Raw genomic sequence first — 20,051 nt, 5'->3', positions numbered from 1 at the left:
ATATCGTCCTCTAAAGGGAACCCCTTAAAGGATAGCCGGACTCAGGCGAATTTCCCGTTTGCCACTTCTTCCGGCGTCACTACGCCCGTATCCAGCACCCAGCCGCTAATCAACGAGGCTGGCGTAACGTCAAACGCTGGGTTATAGACCAGGGCGTTTTCCGGCGCCCACTGCACCGCCCCAAAACTTCCCGCAACGCCCGTCACCTCACTGGCGGCGCGCTGCTCAATCGGGATCGCGTCCCCGTTCGGGCAGTCCGGATCGAGGGTCGTTTGCGGCGCGGCCACGTAGAACGGAATGCCGTGGAATTTCGCCAGCACCGCCAGGGAATAGGTGCCGATCTTGTTCGCCACGTCGCCGTTAGCGGCAATGCGATCGGCCCCTACCCACACGGCGTCGACCTGTCCTTTGGCCATCAGGCTTGCCGCCATGGAGTCGGTAATCAGCCGATACGGCACGCCCAGCTCGCCCAGCTCCCACGCGGTCAACCTGCCCCCCTGCAGCAGCGGACGGGTTTCATCCACCCAGACGTTGCTGACATTTCCCTCCTGATAGGCGCGGGCAATCACGCCTAGCGCCGTCCCCACGCCCGCCGTTGCCAGCCCGCCGGTGTTGCAGTGGGTCAGCAGGCGGCTACCGGGCGTCACCAGCGCGCTGCCCGCGCGGGCGATAGCGTCACACAACTGCCTGTCTTCAGAAATCAGGCGCAGCGCTTCAGACACCAGCGCCGAAACGAAATCTTCCTGCCAGAGCGCCAGCTTCATACGGTCAAGGTTGTTCATCAGGTTCACCGCCGTCGGGCGGGACGCGCGCAGGGTTTCCAGCGCCACGGCGAGTTCATCACGGCTTTTGCCGCTTTCCGCCAGCAATGCCAGCAGCAGGCTTGCAGAGAGACCAATCAGCGGCGCACCGCGCACGCGCAGAGCATGGATATGCCCGACCAGCGTCTCTACCGTGGAGGCCTCAAGCCAGCGTTTCTCCTGCGGAAGCGCCTGCTGGTCGAGAATAAAGAGCTGATTATCCGCCACCCGCAGGCTGGTCGTCTGTAATGTCTGCATGTCGTTAATTCCCTGTTGCGTTGTTGTAGCACATTGTGTCAGGATGAAATCCAGATGTATAGACGTCTACATGTCTTTATTAGCAAACTCGTGAGGAGCAGGCCATGTCGCAATACCGTACCTTTACCGCTCAGGACGCCGTGGAGTATGCCAGGCAGTTTGGTGGACTCGACGATCCTTCCTCGCTGGTGGAGGCGCAGGAAGTGGGCGACGGCAACCTCAATCTGGTTTTCAAAATTTTTGATGCCCAAGGCACAAGCCGCGTCATCGTCAAACAGGCGCTGCCCTACGTGCGCTGCGTCGGCGAGTCCTGGCCGCTGACGCTGGACCGCGCCCGTCTGGAGGCGCAAACCCTGGTCGAGCATTACCAGCACAGCCCGCAGCACACCGTGAAAATCCACCACTTTGACCCGGAACTGGCGGTGATGGTGATGGAGGATCTCTCCAGCCATCGCATCTGGCGCGGCGAGCTGATTAAAAACAATCACTATCCTCAGGCCGCGCGTCAGCTGGGTGAATACCTCGCATACACGCTGTTCCACACCAGCGATTTCTACCTGCATCCGCACGCGAAAAAAGCGCAGGTAGCGAAATTCATCAACCCGGAGATGTGTGAGATCACCGAAGATCTGTTCTTCAACGATCCGTACCAGATCCACGAACGCAACAACTACCCGGTCGAGCTGGAAAATGACGTCGCCGCCCTGCGCGACGATGCCCAGTTGAAAATTGCCGTGGCCTCCCTGAAGCATCGCTTTTTCTCACACGCTGAAGCGCTGCTGCACGGGGATATTCACAGCGGCTCTATTTTTGTGGCGGACGGCAGCCTGAAGGCCATTGACGCCGAGTTCGGCTACGTTGGCCCGATTGGCTTTGACGTCGGCACTGCCATTGGCAACCTGCTGCTCAACTTCTGCGGCCTGCCGGGGCATCTGGGTATTCGCGATGCCGCCGCCGCCCGCGAGCAGCGCCTGATCGACATTCAGGCGCTGTGGAACACCTTCGCGGAGCGCTTCCAGGCATTAGCAAACGAAAAAACGCGAGACGCCGCGCTCAGTGCGCCGGGCTATGCTTCCGCGTTTCTGAAAAAGGTCTGGCATGACGCCATTGGTTTCTGCGGCACCGAACTGATTCGCCGCAGCGTCGGGCTTTCCCACGTCGCGGATATCGACACCATTCAGGATGACGCCATGCGCCACGAATGCCTGCGCCATGCGATTACCCTCGGCAAGGCGTTGATTGTCATTGCCGAGCGCATCGACAGCGCGGAAGAGCTGGTGGCACGCGTGCGGCAGTACAGCTGAGTGCTTCTGGTTTTCTCCCTCTCCCCGTGGGAGAGGGTCGGGGTGAGGGCACCAAACCGCACTCACCCTAAATACTCAATCACCGACAACCCACCGTTATAATCCGTGCTGTAGATAATCCCCTGAGCATCCACAAACACGTCGCAGGACTGGATCACCTGCGGGCGATTCGGCCGCGTATCCATCATTCTTTCCGGCGCAGCTGGCACCAGCGCACCGGTCTCCACCGGGCGATACGGGTTGGAAATGTCATACGCGCGTACGCCCGCGTTCTGGTAAGTGGCAAAAATCAGAGTCGAGCTGACAAAACTCCCCGGCCGGTTCTCGTGCAGGTTGTGCGGCCCAAAGTGCGCCCCTTTCGCCACGTAGTCGGTTTCATCCGGCTGCGGGAAAGTCGAGATACTCACCGGGTTCGACGGCTCGCGGATATCAAACAGCCAGATCAGCTTCTCCCCATCCTCCTGGTTATCCAGCACCGCTTCGTCGAGCACCACCAGCAGGGAACGGTCCGGCAGCGGCAGCGCGGTATGCGTCCCGCCACCAAACGGCGGGCTCCAGTTGCGATGGCTAATCAGCTTTGGTTGAGTGCGGTCTTTCACGTCCAGCAGCGTCAGGCCACCGTCGCGCCAGCTCCCATAGGCGGTATCGCCGGCGATAATCGCGTGGTGCAGCGCGTAGCGCTTCCCTTCGGGCCAACTGGGCTTTTCCCCTTCGGCCTGGTTCATCCCGGGCAGCCACCAGCGCCCCGCCACTTCAGGCTTGCGCGGGTCGGCCAGGTCGATGGTCAGAAAGATATAATCGGTAAAGCCGTCAATCAGCGCCGACACGTACGCCCAGCGCCCGCCGACGTACCAGATGCGGTGGATCCCGATGCCGTTCAGCGAAAGAAAGCCGATTTCACGCGGCTTGTCCGGGGTAGAGATATCAAACACCCGCAGCCCGGCGCTCCAGCCTTTGTCCCGCACGTCGCTGACGGTCTCCCCCACCTGACGGGTGTAGTAAACCTTCTCATCGGCAAAGCGGGCATCGGCAAACAGATCCCGGGCGTTGATCACCAGCAACAGATCGTCATGCGCCTGCAAATGCACGTTCCAGGTGCCGGGCGGCGCGGGAACATAACCTGCCGCTTTCGGGTTTTTCGGGTCGCGCACATCGACGATGGAAAAACCCTGCGACACCATATGACCGATATACGCGAAACCGTGATGCACCATCAGCTGCACGCCGTCCGGGCGACCGCCCTGGTCGCTATGGCCAATCAGCCGCATATTGCGGCTGTATTCGGGCGTAGGGAGCACACTCATTTATTTTTAGCTTCCAGCGTCGCAAACCACGGCGCGATAAAATCGTCCGTCTGGCCCCAGCCCGGAATGATTTTCCCAAGCGACGCCACGTTCACCCCACCCGGCTGGGCGGTCAGCAGCGCCTGCGGAATGGCAGCGGCTTTAAAGTCATAGGTTGCCGGGGTCGCTTCTCCGGCAATCTTATTGGCGATCAAACGCACGTTGGTTGCGCCAATCAACTTCGGATCCACCGCCACGCTTACCTTCCACGGGCTACCCGGCTCGCGCATCAGCTGCAGATCCTGGTTAGATATATCGATGCTGTAGAGTTTGATCTCGGTGCGCCCGTTCTCTTTCAGCGCCTTATACGCGCCCTGGCTGAAGGCATCCCAGGTGCCCCAGATAGCGTCGATTTTTCCTTTCGGGTATTTCGCCAGGATAGCGCCCACCTTGTTGGCGGTATCCCCCTGCACGTCAGAGGAGACCGCACCAATGGATTCCAGCTCTTTGATCTCCGGATACTGTTTTTGCAGTTCCTTGAACGCCGCCTGACGACGCTCCATCGGCGGGAAGCCCGCCACCCACAGCTTGACAATATTGGCCTTGCCGTTGAAATCTTTCGCCAGCTGGCCGAAGGAGAGGTTCGTCAGCGAAGCATCATCCTGCTGAGTAACGGTCACGCCCGGGATCTCGCCGTTCACCGCCGTATCAAACACGGCGACTTTAATCCCGGCATCCACCGCCTTCTTCACCAGCGCGGTGGAGTACGGATCGCGCCCCTGAGACAGGATAATCCCGTCGTACTTCTGGCTGATTGCCTGGTTCACGAAGTCCTGGAATTTGGCATCGTCCCCGTTGCTTAAAAAAGTGCTGACCTTAAAGCCGAGTTTCTTCCCTTCCTGAATCGCCCCCGCCACAAACTGCGTGGTGTTGTCGTCGGAGCCGAGGTTGCGGATCACCGCGATGCGGATCGGACCCTCGTGGTTCGCAATGGCAGCCGGCACCGGTGCGGGCGTGGCCGCGAAGCCTGGCAGCGCAGTCAATAATCCAAGTGCTACCAATGAGCGTGCAATTTTTTTCATTTTTTATCCTGTTGTGTTATCAGCGTTTTTGTATGTAGGTCATCGCCAGCGCCACCGCGAGCACCAGCCCTTTTATAATGTCCATGGCGTAATACGGCACGGAGAGCATCACCAGCCCGTTCGACAGCACGCCGAGAATAACTGCCCCAACCAGCGTCCCCAGCGCGTTCGGCTTGCCGGAACCCGCCAGCGAGAAGCCGATCCACGCCGCGGCCACCGCATCCATCAGATAACCGCCCCCGGCATTCACCTGCGACGAGCCAATGCGCGAGGCCAGCAAAATCCCGCCCAGCCCCGCCAGCAGCGAGGCGATCACGTAAGCTGCCACCTTGTAGCGCGTGGTGCGAATACCGGAGAGGCGCGCGGCTTCCGGGTTGCCGCCGATGGCGTACATGCGTCGGCCATGCGTGGTGAGGGACAGTCCCAGCTGCGCGAGAACCGTCACCACCAGCATGATGATGACGATGGTCGGCACCTGCCCCAGCAGGCTGAACGCCGCCGGAATGGTCCCTTCCGCCATATCACCGCTCGGCAGCACCATGTTTTCGGTAATCGACCCGCCATAGCTGTAAGTCATCGCCACGCCCTGGATCACAAACAGGCTGGCGAGGGTCGCGAGCATGTCCGGAATACGCAGGATGACGATCAGAAACGCGTTGAACAGCCCCACCAGCGTGCAGAGCGCAAGGGTAATCAGAATCGACTCGGTAGTGCCGAAGCCGTGCCAGACGAAAAGCGATATCACCAGCGCGTTTGCCAGCGACGCGGTGGATCCCACGGAGAGATCGAACCCGCCGACGGTCAGCGAAATCGATACGCCAATGGCAATCACCGTCACGATGGCGATCGCCCGCAATATGTTGATGATGTTGTTCGGATCGAGGAAGTTGTCCGAGGCCAGGCCAAACACCGCCACCAGCGCGACGACGGTCAGCAACATGCCCCACTTGTAGAGAAAATCGAAAATATGCTGACGGCCTGACGCCGCCGCAGTCACTGAAAGGGCCTTACTCACGACGCCGATCCTCCGGTTGAATAATAAAGTAGTGTCTCTTCACGGGCCTCGGCCCCGGCGATTTCCGCCACGATACGTCCGTCCCACAGCACGCAGATGCGGTCGCACAGCCCGACCAGCTCGGCAAATTCACCCGAGGCATAAATCACCCCTTTGCCCTCGCGCGCCAGGCCGTCAATCAGCTGGAACAGATCGGTTTTGGCTTTCACGTCCACGCCCTTCGTCGGCTCATCGAAAATCAGCACGCTGGCATCATTACGCAGCCATTTACCGATGGCGACCTTCTGCTGGTTGCCGCCGGACAAACGGCGCAGCACCTGCCCCGGCCCCCGCGCACGCACGCCGACGCGGGCAATCACCTCTTCTGCCCAGCGCCACGCCTGACGATGACCAAACAGGCTCCAGCGCGAGAAGCTGTTATCGGCGCACACGGCAAGGTTCATGCTCACGGGCTCGTCGATAAAAATGCCCTCCTTGCGCCGCTCCTCCGGCACCAGCGCCAGCCCGCGCAGCACCGAGTCGGCCGGGTCGCGCGGTTTCCAGGGCTGATGATTCAACTCGCCTTGTGCCACCCGGCTTTTCGTGGCGCCAAACAGCGCCTTGCAAAGTTCGGTTTTGCCCGCGCCCGCCAGCCCGGCAATGCCCAGAATTTCGCCTTTGCGCAGGTGAAGGGAGATATCATTCAGCAGCGCGTCATCGTGCAGACCCTCTACGCGCAGCAACGTTTCGTCGCTGTGCGGGGGGCGAGCAGGCGGGTAAATATCGCTCAGCACGTGGCCAAGCATCTTCTCAACGATCGCTTCGCCGCTGAGATCGGCCATCGGGCCGGACTCAATCAGCTTGCCGTCACGCAGCACCGTCAGGGTGTCGCAGATGGCTTTCAGCTCGTGAATACGGTGCGAGATAAACACTACGCCGATGCCCTGCTGCTGCAGGCGTCTCACAACCGCAAACAGGCGCTCGCTTTCGTGTGCATCCAGCGGTGCGGTGGGTTCATCCAGAATTAAAAAACGGCAATGATGGGACAGCGCCCGCGCCAGCAAAATCTGCTGTTTTTCAGCAAGCGTGCAGCTGTCGACCGATCGCCGAACATCCATGGACACGTCCAGTTGCGCCAGCGCCTGTCTCGCCTGGTGACGAACCGCACGCCAGCTGAAGCGGTGCCCGGGCTGCGCAAGCTGGTCGAGCATGATGTTCTCGGCAATGCTCAGCCCCGGGATCAGCGCCACGTCCACTTCCTGCTGCACAAGGTGAATGCCCAGCCGCTTGGCGTCCAGCGGCTCGCGGATAGTCACCGACTGGTTGTTAATGCAAATCTCGCCTTCATAGCGATCGTGCGTTCCGCACAGCACCGCCATCAGCGTCGATTTCCCCGCGCCGTTGGCGCCGGTCAGCGCATGCACCGACCCGCCGCTCAGGGTAAAGTCCACCCGTGACAGCGCCTGAAAGCCGGAAAAGGCCAGGCTTATACCACGCATCTCAAGGCGACTGGAAACCATCCGCGTAAATCCTTCATTACTCTTCTGATTTATCGAATTTTTCACAGCGCCGGTTGACTGACAACGACGGAAAAGGCATAAGATAAAGCGAAATATTATTAGCCATCCGGATGTCCAGACATAAAATCGGGTTAGCGCGTGCTAAAAAAGGACAACACCATGAGCAATACCGATATCCGCGTCGTGCCCGGCCCGGCGAACTACTTCTCCCACCCAGGCAGCCTTGCGCATCTCAATGATTTCTTCACGCCGGAGCAGCTTTCCCGCGCGGTGTGGATTTACGGCGAGCGCGCCATCGAAGCCGCGCGCCCTTTCCTGCCAGCGAGCTTTGACGCGCCGGGGGCAAAACACCTGCTGTTTAAGGGCCACTGCAGCGAGCGCGACGTCAGCCACCTGGTGAATGAAGCCGGCAGCGACGTCAGCGTGGTGATAGGCATCGGCGGCGGCGCGGTGATGGATACCGTCAAAGCCGTGGCGCGCCGTTCAGGTGTACCGTTCGTGGGCATCCCCACCATCGCCGCGACCTGCGCGGCGTGGACCCCGCTCTCCGTCTGGTACAACGATGAAGGCCAGGCGTTGCAGTTTGAGATTTTCGACGACGCGAACTTCCTGGTGCTGGTGGAGCCGCAGATCGTTCTCAATGCCCCGGCGGAATACCTGCTGGCGGGCATCGGCGACACGCTGGCGAAGTGGTACGAAGCGGTTGTGTTGGCACCTGAGCCGGAAAACCTGCCCCTGACCGTGCGGCTGGGCATCAACAGCGCGCTGGCGATCCGCGACGTGCTGCTGGAACGCAGCGAGGAAGCGCTGGCAGACCAACAGCGTGGCGAGTTATCGCAGGCGTTCCGGGACGTAGTGGATGCGATCGTTGCCGGCGGTGGAATGGTCGGCGGTCTGGGCGAGCGCTACACCCGCGTGGCGGCGGCGCATGCCGTACATAACGGGTTAACCGTGCTGCCGCAGACGGAAAAATACCTGCACGGCACCAAGGTGGCCTACGGCATTCTGGTGCAAAGCGCCCTGCTCGGCCAGGACGACGTGCTGGCGCAGCTGGTGGCGGCCTATCAACGCTTTAACCTGCCGACCCGGCTACGCGAACTGGACGTTGATATTAATAACCGCGACGCGCTGGATAAGGTTATTACCCACACTCTGCGTCCGGTGGAGTCGATTCATTATCTGCCCGTTGAGTTAACCCCTTACGTTCTGCGCGCCGCGTTTGAGAAGGTGGAAACATTCCCCCGTTAAATGCGCCGACCGTCTATACCTAATGATGATTCTCACCACTCTCTCGCAACGAGGTCATCATGCAGATCGATTTAACAGGTAAGAAAGCGCTGGTTACCGGCGCCAGCCGTGGGTTGGGCCGTGCGATAGCCCTGTCGCTGGCCCGCGCCGGTGCCGATGTGGTTATAACGTATGAAAAATCAGCCGATAAAGCCCAGGCGGTCGCCGATGAGATAAAAGCGCTTGGCCGATACGGTGAAGCCGTACAGGCTGACAGCGCCAGCGCGCAGGCGATTCAGGATGCCGTCACCCATGCGGCGCGCGCGCTCGGCGGGCTGGACATTCTGGTCAACAACGCCGGGATCGCGCGCGGTGGTCCGCTGGAGTCCATGACGCTGGCTGACATTGACGCCCTGATCAACGTCAACATCCGCGGCGTGGTGATCGCCATTCAGGAAGCGCTGGTGCACATGTCTGACGGCGGGCGCATCATTAACATCGGCAGCTGCCTGGCAAACCGCGTGGCCATGCCCGGTATTGCCGTTTACTCCATGACCAAGTCGGCTCTCAACTCTCTTACCCGCGGCCTGGCGCGCGATCTCGGCCCGCGCGGCATCACCGTCAACCTGGTGCATCCCGGTCCGACCAACAGCGATATGAACCCGGAGGACGGGGAACAGGCGGAAGCCCAGCGCCAGATGATTGCGGTCGGCCATTACGGTCAGCCGGAAGACATCGCGGCGGCAGTCACTTTCCTCGCCAGCCCGGCCGCCGGGCAGATCTCCGGTACCGGTCTGGACGTGGACGGCGGTTTGAACGCCTGATCGCATATTTTCTGCAAGCCTCTGTCACCCGGCAGAGGCTCTTCCGGGCCGCCTCGACGGTTTGCGTTTTGCCGCTTTCTCGCGGTTTTTCGCCGCTCTACAGTACCCCATTAGAAATTCGGATTTTATCTAATAGTCTTATTATTTCCTTATATTTTGTGTGGGCGTACAGTGGAGGTACGGATGAAGATTGTCTGGTCAAAGAATGCAAAGAAAGAGTTTTCCAAAATCGATGGCCGATATCAGCGAAGAATCAAAGTTAAACTTTCTGAGCTAGACGATCGCTCAGCTCCCCGGCCCGATATCAAAAAAATATCGGCGACAGAAAATCATTTCCGGCTACGCGTTGGCGATTACCGCATTCTGATTACACTTCGGGACGATCCCGATAAACATTGTTATGTTTTGGCCGTCAAGCACAGAACATCAACGACCTACCTTCACGAGGAGAAAGCCCCCTATGGCTGTTCAGCTAATTAAGGACGATGACGGAAAAACGCAGTACGTGGTTATTCCCTATGATGAATACTTTCGTATGTGCTTACAGATGGCAGAAATCGACGACGAAACCGACGATGATCTGGAGGATATTGAAGTCGAACACGATTGTTATGATGACGTAGGTTTACCGGGGGAAGTGTGCGACATCATGCATAGCGAGAACGTCAGCCTGCAGGCCGCGTGGCGCATCCATTGCGGGTTATCCCAGCAGGAGGTGGCGCAGAAACTCGGCATCACCCAGTCCGCCGTCTCACAGCTGGAAGCGCTGGACTCCCGTCCGCAAAAGCGCACCCGCGAAAAGCTCGCGGCAATTTACGGCTGCAAGCAGGAACAGATCAGCCTCTATTTACCGAAAGAGGGTTAACAGCACTTCGCCCCGCCCTTGCCGCCGTAGCGGGCGTCCTGGCGGTCGCGGAAAAAGGCTTCGTAGGTCATGGGCGTCTGGTCCGGGTGGTTGACGCGCATATGTTCAACGTAGTTGTCGTAGTCCGGCACACCAATCATCATTTTGGCGGCCTGGCCCAGGTACTTACCTGCTTTGGAGAGGGTGTCGAACATCGTTCTGGTCTCACAGGAAATGTAGGCCGGGTAAGCGCTAGCGCCACCCGGCACACTGGTTAATGCGCCCCTTTCGCCTGGGTGACAATCTCTTCCAGGTTTTCAGGCATTGGCTCATACGGTGTCTCTTTCGCCGTTGGCTTATCCACTTTCAATGCTGCCAGCGCGGTTTTAAGAGAATACAACGCCAGCACCACGACCACCACCATAAAGAAGATGGTCAGCCCGGCATCCAGACGGTTATTAAACACCAGCTGCGACAGCTGAGACTCGGTGTACTGCGCCGGGATCTTGCCGCTGTCGATCATCGCCTGGAACTTGTTGGCAATCGCCAGGAAGCCCACTTTGTTATCCGGGCTGAAGGCTTTCTGCCAGCCTGCCGTCAGGGTACAAATCAGCAGCCACGCGGTCGGCACCAGCGCCACCCACGCATAGCGCTGGCGCTTCATTTTGAACAGCACCACCGCGCAGAGCATCAGCGCCATGCCTGCCAGCATCTGGTTGGCAATACCGAACAGCGGCCAGAGCGTGTTAATGCCGCCGAGCGGATCCACCACGCCCTGATGCAGGAAGTAGCCCCACGCCAGCACGCACAGCGCCGTCGCCAGCAGGTTTGCCGGGAGCGAATCGGTACGCTTCAGGTTCGGGGAGATCACCCCCAGCAGATCCTGCAGCATAAAGCGCGCCGCACGCGTACCGGCATCCACCGCCGTCAGGATAAACAGCGCCTCGAACAGAATGGCGAAGTGATACCAGAACGACACGTCCATAAGCCCACCCAGCGCACCGTGGAGAATGTAGGCCATACCCACCGCCAGCGTTGGCGCACCACCCGCACGGGAGATAATTGACTGCTCGCCCACCTCATTAGCGATATGCGTCAACGTTTCAGGGGTAATCGCAAAGCCCCAGCCGCTGACCACCTGCGCAGCAGACGCCACGACGTCAGCGGTCCCGGCCGGGGACAGTACCGCCATCGGGCTGTTCATCGCGAAGTAGACGCCCGGGTCGATAATACAGGCGGAAACCAGCGCCATAATGGCGACGAAGGATTCCATCAGCATACCGCCGTAGCCAATCAGGCAGGCCTGATTTTCATTCGCCAGCATCTTCGGCGTGGTCCCGGAGGCAATCAGCGCGTGGAAACCAGACACCGCACCGCAGGCGATGGTGATAAACAGGAACGGGAACAGGTTGCCGGTCCAGACCGGGCCGGTACCGTCGATGAACTTAGTCAGCGCAGGCATGGTCAGGGTCGGACGCATAATCAGAATGCCGATCGCCAGCCCGACGATGGTACCGATTTTCAGGAACGTAGAGAGGTAGTCACGCGGGGCCAACAGCAGCCACACCGGCAGCACCGCCGCCACAAAGCCATACCCCACCAGCATCCAGGTCAGCTGTATACCGGTAAAGTCGAAGAACGGTGCCCAGGTCGGGCTTTCCGCCACCCAGCCGCCGGAAATAATGGCGAACACCAGGAACACCAGGCCAATCACCGACACTTCACCAATGCGGCCCGGGCGCAGGTAGCGAATGTAGATCCCCATAAACAGCGCCAGCGGTATGGTGAACGCGACGGTGTACGTCCCCCACGGGCTGTGGGTCAGCGCTTTCACCACAATCATCGCCAGCACCGCGAGGATGATCACCATGATCATAAAGGTCGCCACCAGGGCAATCACCCCGGCGGTTGCCCCCATCTCCTCTTTCACCAGCTCGCCCAGCGAGCGGCCGTCGCGGCGGGTGGAGACGAACAGCACCATGAAGTCCTGCACCGCGCCCGCCAGCACCACGCCCGCGAGGATCCAGATCATCCCGGGCAGGTAGCCCATCTGGGCCGCCAGCACCGGCCCCACCAGTGGGCCCGCCCCGGCAATCGCCGCAAAATGGTGACCGAACAGCACTTTTTTGTCGGTCGGGACGTAGTCCAGACCGTCATTATGACGTACGGCAGGCGTCATGCGCGTCGCATCAACGCCCAGGACGGTTTTCGCGATATAGCGGCCATAAAAACGATACGCGATCAGATAAATGCAGACGGAGGCGACAACGATCCAGAGCGCATTGATCTGTTCCCCCCGGTTGAGGGCGATATAGCCCAGGGCAAAAGCTCCCACAACGGAGAGCCCTGCCCATGTAAGGTATTTCCCTGAGTTGTTCATCGTGGTTATCCGTTGTTGTGAAACAGTGAGATGTTACATTTTGTTTCTAGAACAACGGCAAATATTTAACAACTCTGAAACGCAATAATGTGTGGTCAAACCAGAGATTTACACCACAGTGTTAAGCCGATCACTTTCAGCTAAATGACTTACCCCAACACCATCGTACTCAACCTGCAGGTACAGCATCGTCGTCCCTGCTCGTCGAAAACCACGATTTCCCAGCTCTGGTTGGTTCTCCCCAGATGCAGCGGCTGGCACACCCCACGCACCTTCCCCTGCGCCACGGCACGGTGGTGTGTGGCGTTCAGTTCGGTGCCCACGACGCTTTGCCCGTCACGGGTCATCAGAAATCCGGCCATCGACCCCAGCGTTTCCGCCAGCGCGGCTGAGGCGCCGCCGTGCAGCAGGCCAAACGGCTGATGGGTACGCCCATCCACCGGCATCTCGGCCTCGAGCGTGTCGTCGCCGAGGCGGGTATAGACGATGCCCAGATGCGCCACCAGGGTGTTCATGCTGGTCGCGTTCAGCTCGTCGAGCGATAAATGACGTTTCCAGATCATTTACGCCCCCAGCGTGGAGCCGCCGTCCACCACGATATCCTGCAGAGTGATATGGCTGGCGGCATCGGAGGCAAGGAACAGCACGGTACTGGCAATCTCCTGCGGACGGGCGATTTTGCCAAGCGGAATACCAAGCTTGAACTGCTCGCCAAAACCGCGAATGCGCTGCTGCTGTGCATCGTCGTTCGTCCACAGGGTGCGCTGCATATCGGTGTCCGTTGACCCCGGCGACACCAGGTTACAGCGTACGCCGCTGCCCGCCAGCTCCAGGCCGACGGTCAGGGCGAGGCTTTTCAGTGCCGCTTTCGAGGCGCCGTAGGCGCTCATCCCGATACGCGGCGTATGTGCCGCGTCAGAGGCGACGGTGACGATCGCCCCGCCCTGCTGACGGCGAAACTGGCCCATCGTCTGCTGGAACAGGTTGAACGCGCCGCCAACGTTAACCGCGAAGGTCTGCTGCCAGTCCTCCTGCGAGAGCTGGTCCGTCGCCCCCATACGCAGAATACCCGCCGCGTTGACCAGCACGTCCAGGCGTTCAAGCGAAGCCAGCACGCGGCCACACACGTCACTCACCTGCGCGGCATTTGCTACGTCCAGCGTTTCAGTCGCGAAGGGGTAGTCGTCCTGCGGGAAGGCCAGATCGAACCCGGTCACCTGCGCGCCCGCGTCAACAAACGCCAGCGCCGTCGCGTAGCCAATCCCCTTCCCCGCGCCCGTCACCCAGACGGTTTTGCCGCTGAAATCAAATCCCGACATCACTTCACCTCGCGGGAGAGCAGCGCCCACCAGGCGTCGAGGGTAGGATTTTTGGCCAGCATCACGAAGTCGATATCGCCATGCACTTTGCGCCAGCGGGCGGCCAGCGCCATCATGCGCACCGAGTCCAGACCATAGTCGATCAGGTTTTCGTCATCCATCGGCTCATCGGACTCGTCCAGCAGCGGCAGGATCAGCGCGCGCAGCGCCGTTTTCGATGCCGGAATGGACGGCAGCAGCTCGTCGGTCATCACCACGCGGCCTGAACGCCCGGCAACGTAGTTGAGGGACATCAGGTGCTCGTCGCGGGTGAAATCCGCCAGCGCGTCGGCGATAAAGAACGGCTTGATGTCGCGCATAAAGGCATCGGTCGCGGTGGTCATACAGCCGATGTGGGCGTACACGCCGGTAATCAGCAACTGGTTGCGGCCGGTCTCTTTCAGCATCTGCTCCAGCGGCGAACGATGGAACGCGCTATAGCGCCACTTCACCAGCACGGTGTCCGCTTCGTCCGGCGTCAGTTCGGCCACAATACGCTGCTGGTCCGGCGAGCGGGTCAGGCCCGGCCCCCACATGTCGTTCAGCAGGGCGCGGTCCTCATCGCTCTGCTCTTTTGGCTGCGCGGTGTAGTACACCGGAATATTGTGCGCTTTGCAGTACGCGCGAAGTCTGGCGATATTCGCCACCACCTGTTGCATCATGGCGCTGTTTTCGCCCCAGAAATTCAGGAAATACTCCTGCATGTCGTGGATCAGCAGCGCGGCACGTTCTGGCTCGAACGCCCAGTTCACTTTATTGGCTGGCAGTTCTGCAGCGGTCGGCAGCGCGTAAGCGGTTAATTTTGGAATGGCCATACTCTGTTCCTCAGCCCTGTGCCCGTTCAGCCAGCCACAGGCGCAACTGTTTCTTATCAACTTTGCCGACCGGCGTCAGCGGGAGCGCATCCACGCTCTCCACGCGGTCCGGCAGTTTAAACTCGGCAACGCCCTCCTCGCGAAGGAAGCGGCGCACCTCGACCGCGCGCAGGGGCTTTTTCACCACCAGATACGCGCAGCTCTTTTCGCCCAGCAGGCTGTCCTCCATGCTCACCAGCGCGGCGTGGATCACCGACTCATGGCGCAGCAGCAGGTTTTCGATCTCTTCCGCGGCGATCTTCTCTCCGCCGCGGTTGATCTGATCTTTCTCGCGCCCCTGCACGGTGATATAGCCCTGCTCGTCGATGGCGATCAGATCCCCGGAGCAGTAAAAACCTTCTGCATCGAAGGCGCTGGCGTTGTGTTCCGGGCTGTTAAAATAGCCGCGGAAGGTGTACGGCCCGCGCGTCATCAGACGCCCGACTTCCCCGCGCGGCAGCGGATTGCCGTGTTCATCTGCCACCCACACTTCGTCGTCCGGACACATCGGGCGGCCCTGGGTATTGATGATGCGTTCCGGGGCGTCGTCGAGCGCGGTGTAGTTCACCAGCCCTTCCGCCATGCCAAACACCTGCTGAAGCTGACAGCCGATTTCCGCCGGAATGCGCGCGGCAAGCGTGGCGGAAAGGCGCGCACCGCCCACCTGCAGGAGCTTGAGAGATTTAAGCTGTGCGTTCCCCGCGCCGTCGGCAATCGCCTGCAACCACAGGCTGACCGCCGGTGGCACCAGCGAGGTGACGTTGATCTGATGTTGCTCAATTAACGGGAAGCAGAGCGTGGCGCTCGGGTCGCTCGCTAACACCACACAGCCACCCGCCGTGAAAACGCCTAACGATCCCGGCGAACTCATGGCGTAGTTATGCGCCGCGGGCAGCGCGTTCAGATAACGGGTCTTCGCGGTAATGCCGCAAATCTCGTTGCTGCGGCGGATGCTGTAGTCGTAATCGTTGTGCGTGCGCGGGATCAGCTTCGGCGTGCCGGTGCTGCCGCCGGAGAGCTGGAAGAAGGCCACTTCATCGGCGGGCGTCGGGTTCGGGATGAAATGGTCCGCCGGGCGGGCAATCGCCGCGTCCAGGGCGTGTTCGCCCTTATCGCCGCGCAGGAGCACAACGCGTACCGACCGATGCGCATCCACGAAGGTGTTGAGGAAATCATCGCCCGCGAACAGCGCGTGATCGCGATCGGCAATCAGCACGGCGGGTTTGATCTGCATAGCGTAGGCGTTCAGTTCGCTGCGCTGATGGCTAAAGAGCGCGTTGACCGGCGCGACGCCAATGTGCAGCAGCGCAAAGAAGGTCATGTAGAACTCAGCCACGTTGCCGAGCTGTACCAGTGCGGTCTCGCCACGGTGCAGCCCCTGCGCCTGAAGTGCGGACGCGAGGTTGTTCACCGCCTGATTAAAGTTACAATAGGTGATGCGCCGATCGCCGTCGATAATCGCCACGGCATCGCTGTCCGCATGGTCCGTCAGGATGTGGGTCAGCGGCAGATCCTGCCAGTAGCCTTTTTCTCGGTAGCGACGGGCAAAATCCTCCGGCCAGCGGGTAAAGGGAATGGTCATCAGTCTTCCTTAGTGCAAACCAAACACGTTGAGCATGGTGGAAAGCTTCACACCGGTTTCACGCCATTCGCCCACCGGAGAGGAGGCAGGCACAATGCCCGCGCCGGCAAACAGGCGAACGGTATTGTTATGCAGACGCGCGCAGCGGATGGTCACCACCCACTCGCCGTTCCCTTCGCTGTCGCACCAGCCGACGATGCCGCCGAACAGCTCGCGATCAAACGGTTCCAGCTCGGCAATCAGCGCTTTCGCCGCCTGATGCGGGAAGCCGCTCAGGGCCGGGGTCGGGTGCAGCAGGCAGGCCAGCGTCAGGGCGTTCTCGTTTTCACGCGCCTCGCCCTCCACCGGCGTTGCCAGGTGCCACAGCGTTGGCGTGGTAATGAGCTGCGGAGAAGACGGCATGCTCAGGTGATGGCTGCGCGGTTCCAGAATCGCTTTCATCGCCTGGGTGACCAGGTCGTGCTCGTGGCGATCTTTTTCGGACGCCAGCAGCTTATTACCCGCCTCGCGATCCAGTACATCGTCCGGCTGACGACGCGCGGAGCCTGCCAGCGGCAGCGAGCTAAAGTGCGCGCCCTCTTTGCGCAGCAGCAGTTCCGGACTGGCGCCGAGCAGCACGCCCCCGTCCTCCAGCGGTACGTGGAAGTTAAAACTGGCCGGATTCTGGGCGATAAGGCGCTCCATCAGGGCGCCGCTGTCCAGCTTTTTGTCAGCCGCGATATCAATCAGACGCGACAACACCACCTTGTTCACCCGCGGGGTGGCGGTGAGCGACGCTGCACGCGCGACCATCTCTTCAAACACGGACTGCGCAGGGATCTCGGTGCGTTGTTGCACCTTCAGCGCCTGTGAACCGGAGAAATAACGTGCGGATTGCTGACGCGCAGGACGGGAAAAGGTCTGCCAGCGTTGCGGAATAAACAGCGACGACGGCTTGCGGGTATCAAAGGGAATGGCCCCCACCATCACCGGATGGGCAATGCCGCTGGCTTTCGCATTCCGGAAAGCCTGGGCTAATTTTTGCTGGAAGTGACCTGCCGGATCGTCGCCGCCGACGGCGGGTTCACTGAAGCGGGCAAAACAGCCGGAGGTGGTAAAACTGCGGTAAGGCGACATAAAGAAAAAGCTGTCTGATGGCAGCGTGGTCGCGGTGTGCTGAACTTCCTCAGCCAGGGACGTGTCCATATCATCCTCCACAAACGATAAAAGAAGCAATAATGATTATCATTTATATTTTCGTCGGCTAACCTAATCCCACAGCGACCCGCTGTCAACCGCCGGACAAATAACTTGTTCGACAAACGCTTGCATCCCTCCCCGGCAACCATGAAAATGAGAAGCATTATCTTCAATAAAAACAGGATGCCGCTCTGTGAAACTCCTTGCCATATGCCGCAATGCCCTTCTTCTGACAGGATTTTTTGTTTTAGGACTAACCTCAGCGGTCGCCGCCGACTGGCCGCGTCAGGTCACCGACAGCCGTGGCGTTCATACCCTTGAGCACAAACCGACGCGCATTGTCTCCACCAGCGTGACCCTGACCGGCTCCCTGCTGGCAATTGATGCGCCGGTTATCGCCAGTGGTGCGACCACGCCGAATAACCGCGTCGCGGATGCGCAGGGTTTCCTGCGCCAGTGGGGAGACATTGCGAAACAGCGTAAGGTTGCGCGGCTGTATATTGGTGAACCCAGCGCAGAGGCGGTGGCCGCCCAAATGCCGGATCTGATTTTGATCAGCGCCACCGGCGGGGATTCGGCGCTGGCGCTGTACGATCAGCTCTCGGCCATCGCGCCCACGCTTATCATCAACTACGACGACAAAAGCTGGCAGGAACTGCTGACGCAGCTGGGCACGATGACCGGACACGAAAAGCAGGCCGCCGAGCGCATTGCCGCATTTGATGAACAGCTCGCCCAGGTAAAGCAGCAGATGACGCTGCCGCCGCAGCCAGTAAACGCCATCGTCTATACCGCCGCCGCACACACGGCGAACCTGTGGACCACGGAATCGGCCCAGGGCAAGCTTCTGCACCAGTTGGGCTTTACGCTGGCGGACCTGCCTGCCGGGTTGCATACCTCGAAAAGCCAGGGGAAACGCCACGACATTATTCAGCTAGGCGGGGAAAACCTGGCGACGGGGCTAAACGGCGAAGGGCTGTTTGTCTTTGCCGGCGACCAGAAAGACGTGGATGCGATCTACGCCAACCCGCTGCTGGCGCATCTGCCAGCTGTGCAGAACAAGCGCGTCTGGGCGCTGGGAACGGAGACGTTCCGCATGGATTATTACAGCGCGATGTTGGTGTTACAGCGTTTAGAGTCAATTTTCAGGTAATAACTGCGCCCGGTGGCGCTTCGCTTACCGGGCCTGCGGGTGCAAAATGTAGGCCGGGTAAGGCGCAGCCGCCACCCGGCAAATCACACCGGAGCACTCTCCTGCCTGAACCGACGCAACTCCACCAAAACCGCCAATAAAATCACGCCAACAACGGCTAACACTAACCCGCTGCTGCTCGCCGAGGCCACCGGGCTCATGACGGCTCCCAGTCCGCCAAGGATCGCCGCACCGATCGCATCCCCCGTCACGTTCTGCGCGGTCCACAAACCGTTAATGCGCCCGAGCATCCCCTCCGGCGTCTGGGTCTGGATCAGGGTGTACTGTAAAAGCGAGCTGATGGCGCTCAGCCAGCCAAAAATCGTCAGACACATCACCCCGAGCGCCCACACCGGCATCAGGCTGAAGAAGCCAATGGCAACAAACGAGGCCAGCGTGGCAAGCAGCATAATCAGCCCCGGACGCGCGCTCTGCGCCAGATGACCGCTGGTCAACGCGCCGCACGCCGCGCCGAGCGGAATGGCGGCGTAGAGAATACCGATTTCCGAGGCGCTCATCTGCCACTCGCCCGCCAGCGCCGGGTACAACACGCGCACCGCACTCGCCATGGTCAGCAGGCCACCGAGCAGCGCAATGCCGCCAATCAGCGGGTTGCTGAACAGAAAACGAATGGCCGCCATCAGGGACTTCAGCGGATGCTCACGCGGCTGCGGCGGAGGTGGCAGCAACGGCAGGCGCAGCAGCGTCAACGTGGTAATGAAGGTTCCCGCCGCCGCCAGCCCGTAGTTCCACGCCACGTTGCCGGTGGCCAGCAGCAGGCCACCCACCATCGGCGAAATCACCGAGCCGAGGCGCACGGTGAGCATGGTGATCGCCCCCGCCTGCATCAGATTCTCACGCCCCACCAGCGCAGGCGTCGCCGCCAGCAGCGCCGTCACGCCTAGCGAGGCAAAAAAACCGTCCCACAGCCCCAGGGCGTAAATTGCCATCAGCGACGGCTCCGGCAGCAAAGCGTTAATACACAGCCCGATAAAGCCCACGCCACAGGTGCCGCGCGCCAGCAGGATCAGTTTTTTACGCTCGTAGCGGTCCGCCAGCACGCCGCCGACCATCAGGCCGATAAACATTGCGCTGCCGGTTAACGTAACCGATAACCCCACCAGCCAGCTGGAGTGCGTCATGGCCTGGATCTGGACCGGCACCGCCACGCCGAGCAGCCCGAGGGACAAAATGGAGATAAAGCGCGCGATAAAAATGGCGCGATACGCCGGGTGCGTTTTGAGCAGGCTGAGGTTGAGCAGCCAGGATTTTTGATTCATGACAAAGCCTTGAGTCTATTTCTACCCATTCCATGGGCGCACATGCTAACATAGCCAAATAAGATAGATAACGATAATCACTATCATTAT

At 60.3% G+C, this 20,051-nt stretch carries 19 protein-coding genes; 6 read left to right on the top strand and 13 right to left on the bottom strand.

Features of this window, described 5'->3' with window-relative positions:
* Nucleotides 1-41: 41 nt before the first annotated feature.
* On the bottom strand, nt 42-1,058 hold the full coding sequence (mtnA, locus tag ACOTXR_RS00195) for an S-methyl-5-thioribose-1-phosphate isomerase (protein ID WP_023336906.1): 1,017 nt from the start codon (nt 1,056-1,058) through the stop codon (nt 42-44).
* 104 nt (nt 1,059-1,162) lie between these two features.
* Here mtnA and mtnK point away from each other — a divergent pair, with 104 nt between their 5' ends.
* Nucleotides 1,163-2,362 (top strand): S-methyl-5-thioribose kinase, encoded by a 1,200-nt coding sequence (gene mtnK, locus ACOTXR_RS00190; RefSeq protein WP_032637211.1) that lies wholly within the window; start codon nt 1,163-1,165, stop codon nt 2,360-2,362.
* Nucleotides 2,363-2,424: 62 nt separating this feature from the next.
* Here the strand turns inward: mtnK and ACOTXR_RS00185 are convergent, their stop codons facing one another.
* Genes ACOTXR_RS00185 through ACOTXR_RS00170 form a run of 4 tightly spaced genes read right to left on the bottom strand, consistent with a single transcriptional unit; the run spans nt 2,425 to nt 7,241 of the window.
* Nucleotides 2,425-3,666 carry an LVIVD repeat-containing protein gene (locus ACOTXR_RS00185; protein WP_050863292.1) on the bottom strand — a complete coding sequence of 414 codons (1,242 nt, stop codon included), beginning with the start codon at nt 3,664-3,666 and terminating at the stop codon, nt 2,425-2,427.
* Nucleotides 3,663-4,727 (bottom strand): sugar ABC transporter substrate-binding protein, encoded by a 1,065-nt coding sequence (locus tag ACOTXR_RS00180; RefSeq protein WP_058690357.1) that lies wholly within the window; start codon nt 4,725-4,727, stop codon nt 3,663-3,665. The genes ACOTXR_RS00185 and ACOTXR_RS00180 overlap by 4 nt, the downstream gene beginning before the upstream one ends.
* 19 nt (nt 4,728-4,746) lie before the next feature.
* On the bottom strand, nt 4,747-5,742 hold the full coding sequence (locus tag ACOTXR_RS00175) for an ABC transporter permease (RefSeq protein WP_023332366.1): 996 nt from the start codon (nt 5,740-5,742) through the stop codon (nt 4,747-4,749).
* On the bottom strand, nt 5,739-7,241 hold the full coding sequence (locus ACOTXR_RS00170; protein WP_047624558.1) for a sugar ABC transporter ATP-binding protein: 1,503 nt from the start codon (nt 7,239-7,241) through the stop codon (nt 5,739-5,741). The genes ACOTXR_RS00175 and ACOTXR_RS00170 overlap by 4 nt, the downstream gene beginning before the upstream one ends.
* Before the next feature lie 159 nt (nt 7,242-7,400).
* Between ACOTXR_RS00170 and ACOTXR_RS00165 the strand changes: the two genes are divergently transcribed.
* The 4 genes from ACOTXR_RS00165 (at nt 7,401) to ACOTXR_RS00150 (ending at nt 10,157) form a co-directional block, all read left to right on the top strand.
* Nucleotides 7,401-8,489: an oxidoreductase gene (locus ACOTXR_RS00165; RefSeq protein ID WP_045281623.1), complete on the top strand. Its 1,089-nt coding sequence runs from the start codon at nt 7,401-7,403 to the stop codon at nt 8,487-8,489.
* A gap of 59 nt (nt 8,490-8,548) precedes the next feature.
* Nucleotides 8,549-9,292: an SDR family NAD(P)-dependent oxidoreductase gene (locus tag ACOTXR_RS00160; RefSeq protein ID WP_014882958.1), complete on the top strand. Its 744-nt coding sequence runs from the start codon at nt 8,549-8,551 to the stop codon at nt 9,290-9,292.
* 183 nt (nt 9,293-9,475) lie between these two features.
* A complete protein-coding gene (locus tag ACOTXR_RS00155) occupies nt 9,476-9,772 on the top strand; it encodes a type II toxin-antitoxin system RelE family toxin (RefSeq protein WP_023336900.1) in 297 nt (98 codons plus the stop codon).
* Nucleotides 9,753-10,157 (top strand): helix-turn-helix domain-containing protein, encoded by a 405-nt coding sequence (locus ACOTXR_RS00150; protein ID WP_023336899.1) that lies wholly within the window; start codon nt 9,753-9,755, stop codon nt 10,155-10,157. The genes ACOTXR_RS00155 and ACOTXR_RS00150 overlap by 20 nt, the downstream gene beginning before the upstream one ends.
* On the opposite strand, the gene ACOTXR_RS00145 is transcribed toward ACOTXR_RS00150, so the two are convergent.
* The 7 genes from ACOTXR_RS00145 to entC form a co-directional block, all read right to left on the bottom strand.
* Nucleotides 10,154-10,351, bottom strand: coding sequence for a YbdD/YjiX family protein (locus ACOTXR_RS00145; protein ID WP_014169079.1), 198 nt, complete (start codon nt 10,349-10,351; stop codon nt 10,154-10,156). The two genes, ACOTXR_RS00150 and ACOTXR_RS00145, sit on opposite strands and share 4 nt — an antisense overlap.
* A gap of 59 nt (nt 10,352-10,410) precedes the next feature.
* Nucleotides 10,411-12,516: a pyruvate/proton symporter CstA gene (gene cstA / locus ACOTXR_RS00140; RefSeq protein ID WP_058690359.1), complete on the bottom strand. Its 2,106-nt coding sequence runs from the start codon at nt 12,514-12,516 to the stop codon at nt 10,411-10,413.
* Nucleotides 12,517-12,665: 149 nt separating this feature from the next.
* Nucleotides 12,666-13,079, bottom strand: coding sequence for a proofreading thioesterase EntH (gene entH, locus ACOTXR_RS00135; RefSeq protein WP_023332361.1), 414 nt, complete (start codon nt 13,077-13,079; stop codon nt 12,666-12,668).
* The gene (entA, locus tag ACOTXR_RS00130) at nt 13,080-13,835 is read right to left on the bottom strand and encodes a 2,3-dihydro-2,3-dihydroxybenzoate dehydrogenase EntA (protein ID WP_045281625.1); all 756 of its coding nucleotides are present in this window, start codon (nt 13,833-13,835) and stop codon (nt 13,080-13,082) included.
* Entirely contained in the window at nt 13,835-14,689 is an 855-nt protein-coding gene (locus ACOTXR_RS00125) for an isochorismatase (protein ID WP_014882952.1), read from the bottom strand. The genes entA and ACOTXR_RS00125 overlap by 1 nt, the downstream gene beginning before the upstream one ends.
* 10 nt (nt 14,690-14,699) lie before the next feature.
* Entirely contained in the window at nt 14,700-16,310 is a 1,611-nt protein-coding gene (gene entE / locus ACOTXR_RS00120; protein ID WP_058690360.1) for a (2,3-dihydroxybenzoyl)adenylate synthase EntE, read from the bottom strand.
* 9 nt (nt 16,311-16,319) lie between these two features.
* Nucleotides 16,320-17,495: an isochorismate synthase EntC gene (gene entC, locus ACOTXR_RS00115; RefSeq protein WP_048997041.1), complete on the bottom strand. Its 1,176-nt coding sequence runs from the start codon at nt 17,493-17,495 to the stop codon at nt 16,320-16,322.
* Nucleotides 17,496-17,682: 187 nt separating this feature from the next.
* On the opposite strand from entC, the gene fepB reads away from it, so the two are divergent.
* Nucleotides 17,683-18,642 carry a Fe2+-enterobactin ABC transporter substrate-binding protein gene (gene fepB, locus ACOTXR_RS00110; RefSeq protein ID WP_421766965.1) on the top strand — a complete coding sequence of 320 codons (960 nt, stop codon included), beginning with the start codon at nt 17,683-17,685 and terminating at the stop codon, nt 18,640-18,642.
* An 83-nt stretch (nt 18,643-18,725) separates the two neighbouring features.
* On the opposite strand, the gene entS is transcribed toward fepB, so the two are convergent.
* A complete protein-coding gene (gene entS / locus ACOTXR_RS00105) occupies nt 18,726-19,961 on the bottom strand; it encodes an enterobactin transporter EntS (RefSeq protein WP_149410276.1) in 1,236 nt (411 codons plus the stop codon).
* Nucleotides 19,962-20,051: the final 90 nt, after the last annotated feature.

The organism is Enterobacter cloacae complex sp. IR53030 (genome assembly GCF_049238365.1).
Lineage (GTDB): Bacteria > Pseudomonadota > Gammaproteobacteria > Enterobacterales > Enterobacteriaceae > Enterobacter > Enterobacter kobei.
This window is presented reverse-complemented; position numbering and strand designations above follow the sequence as displayed.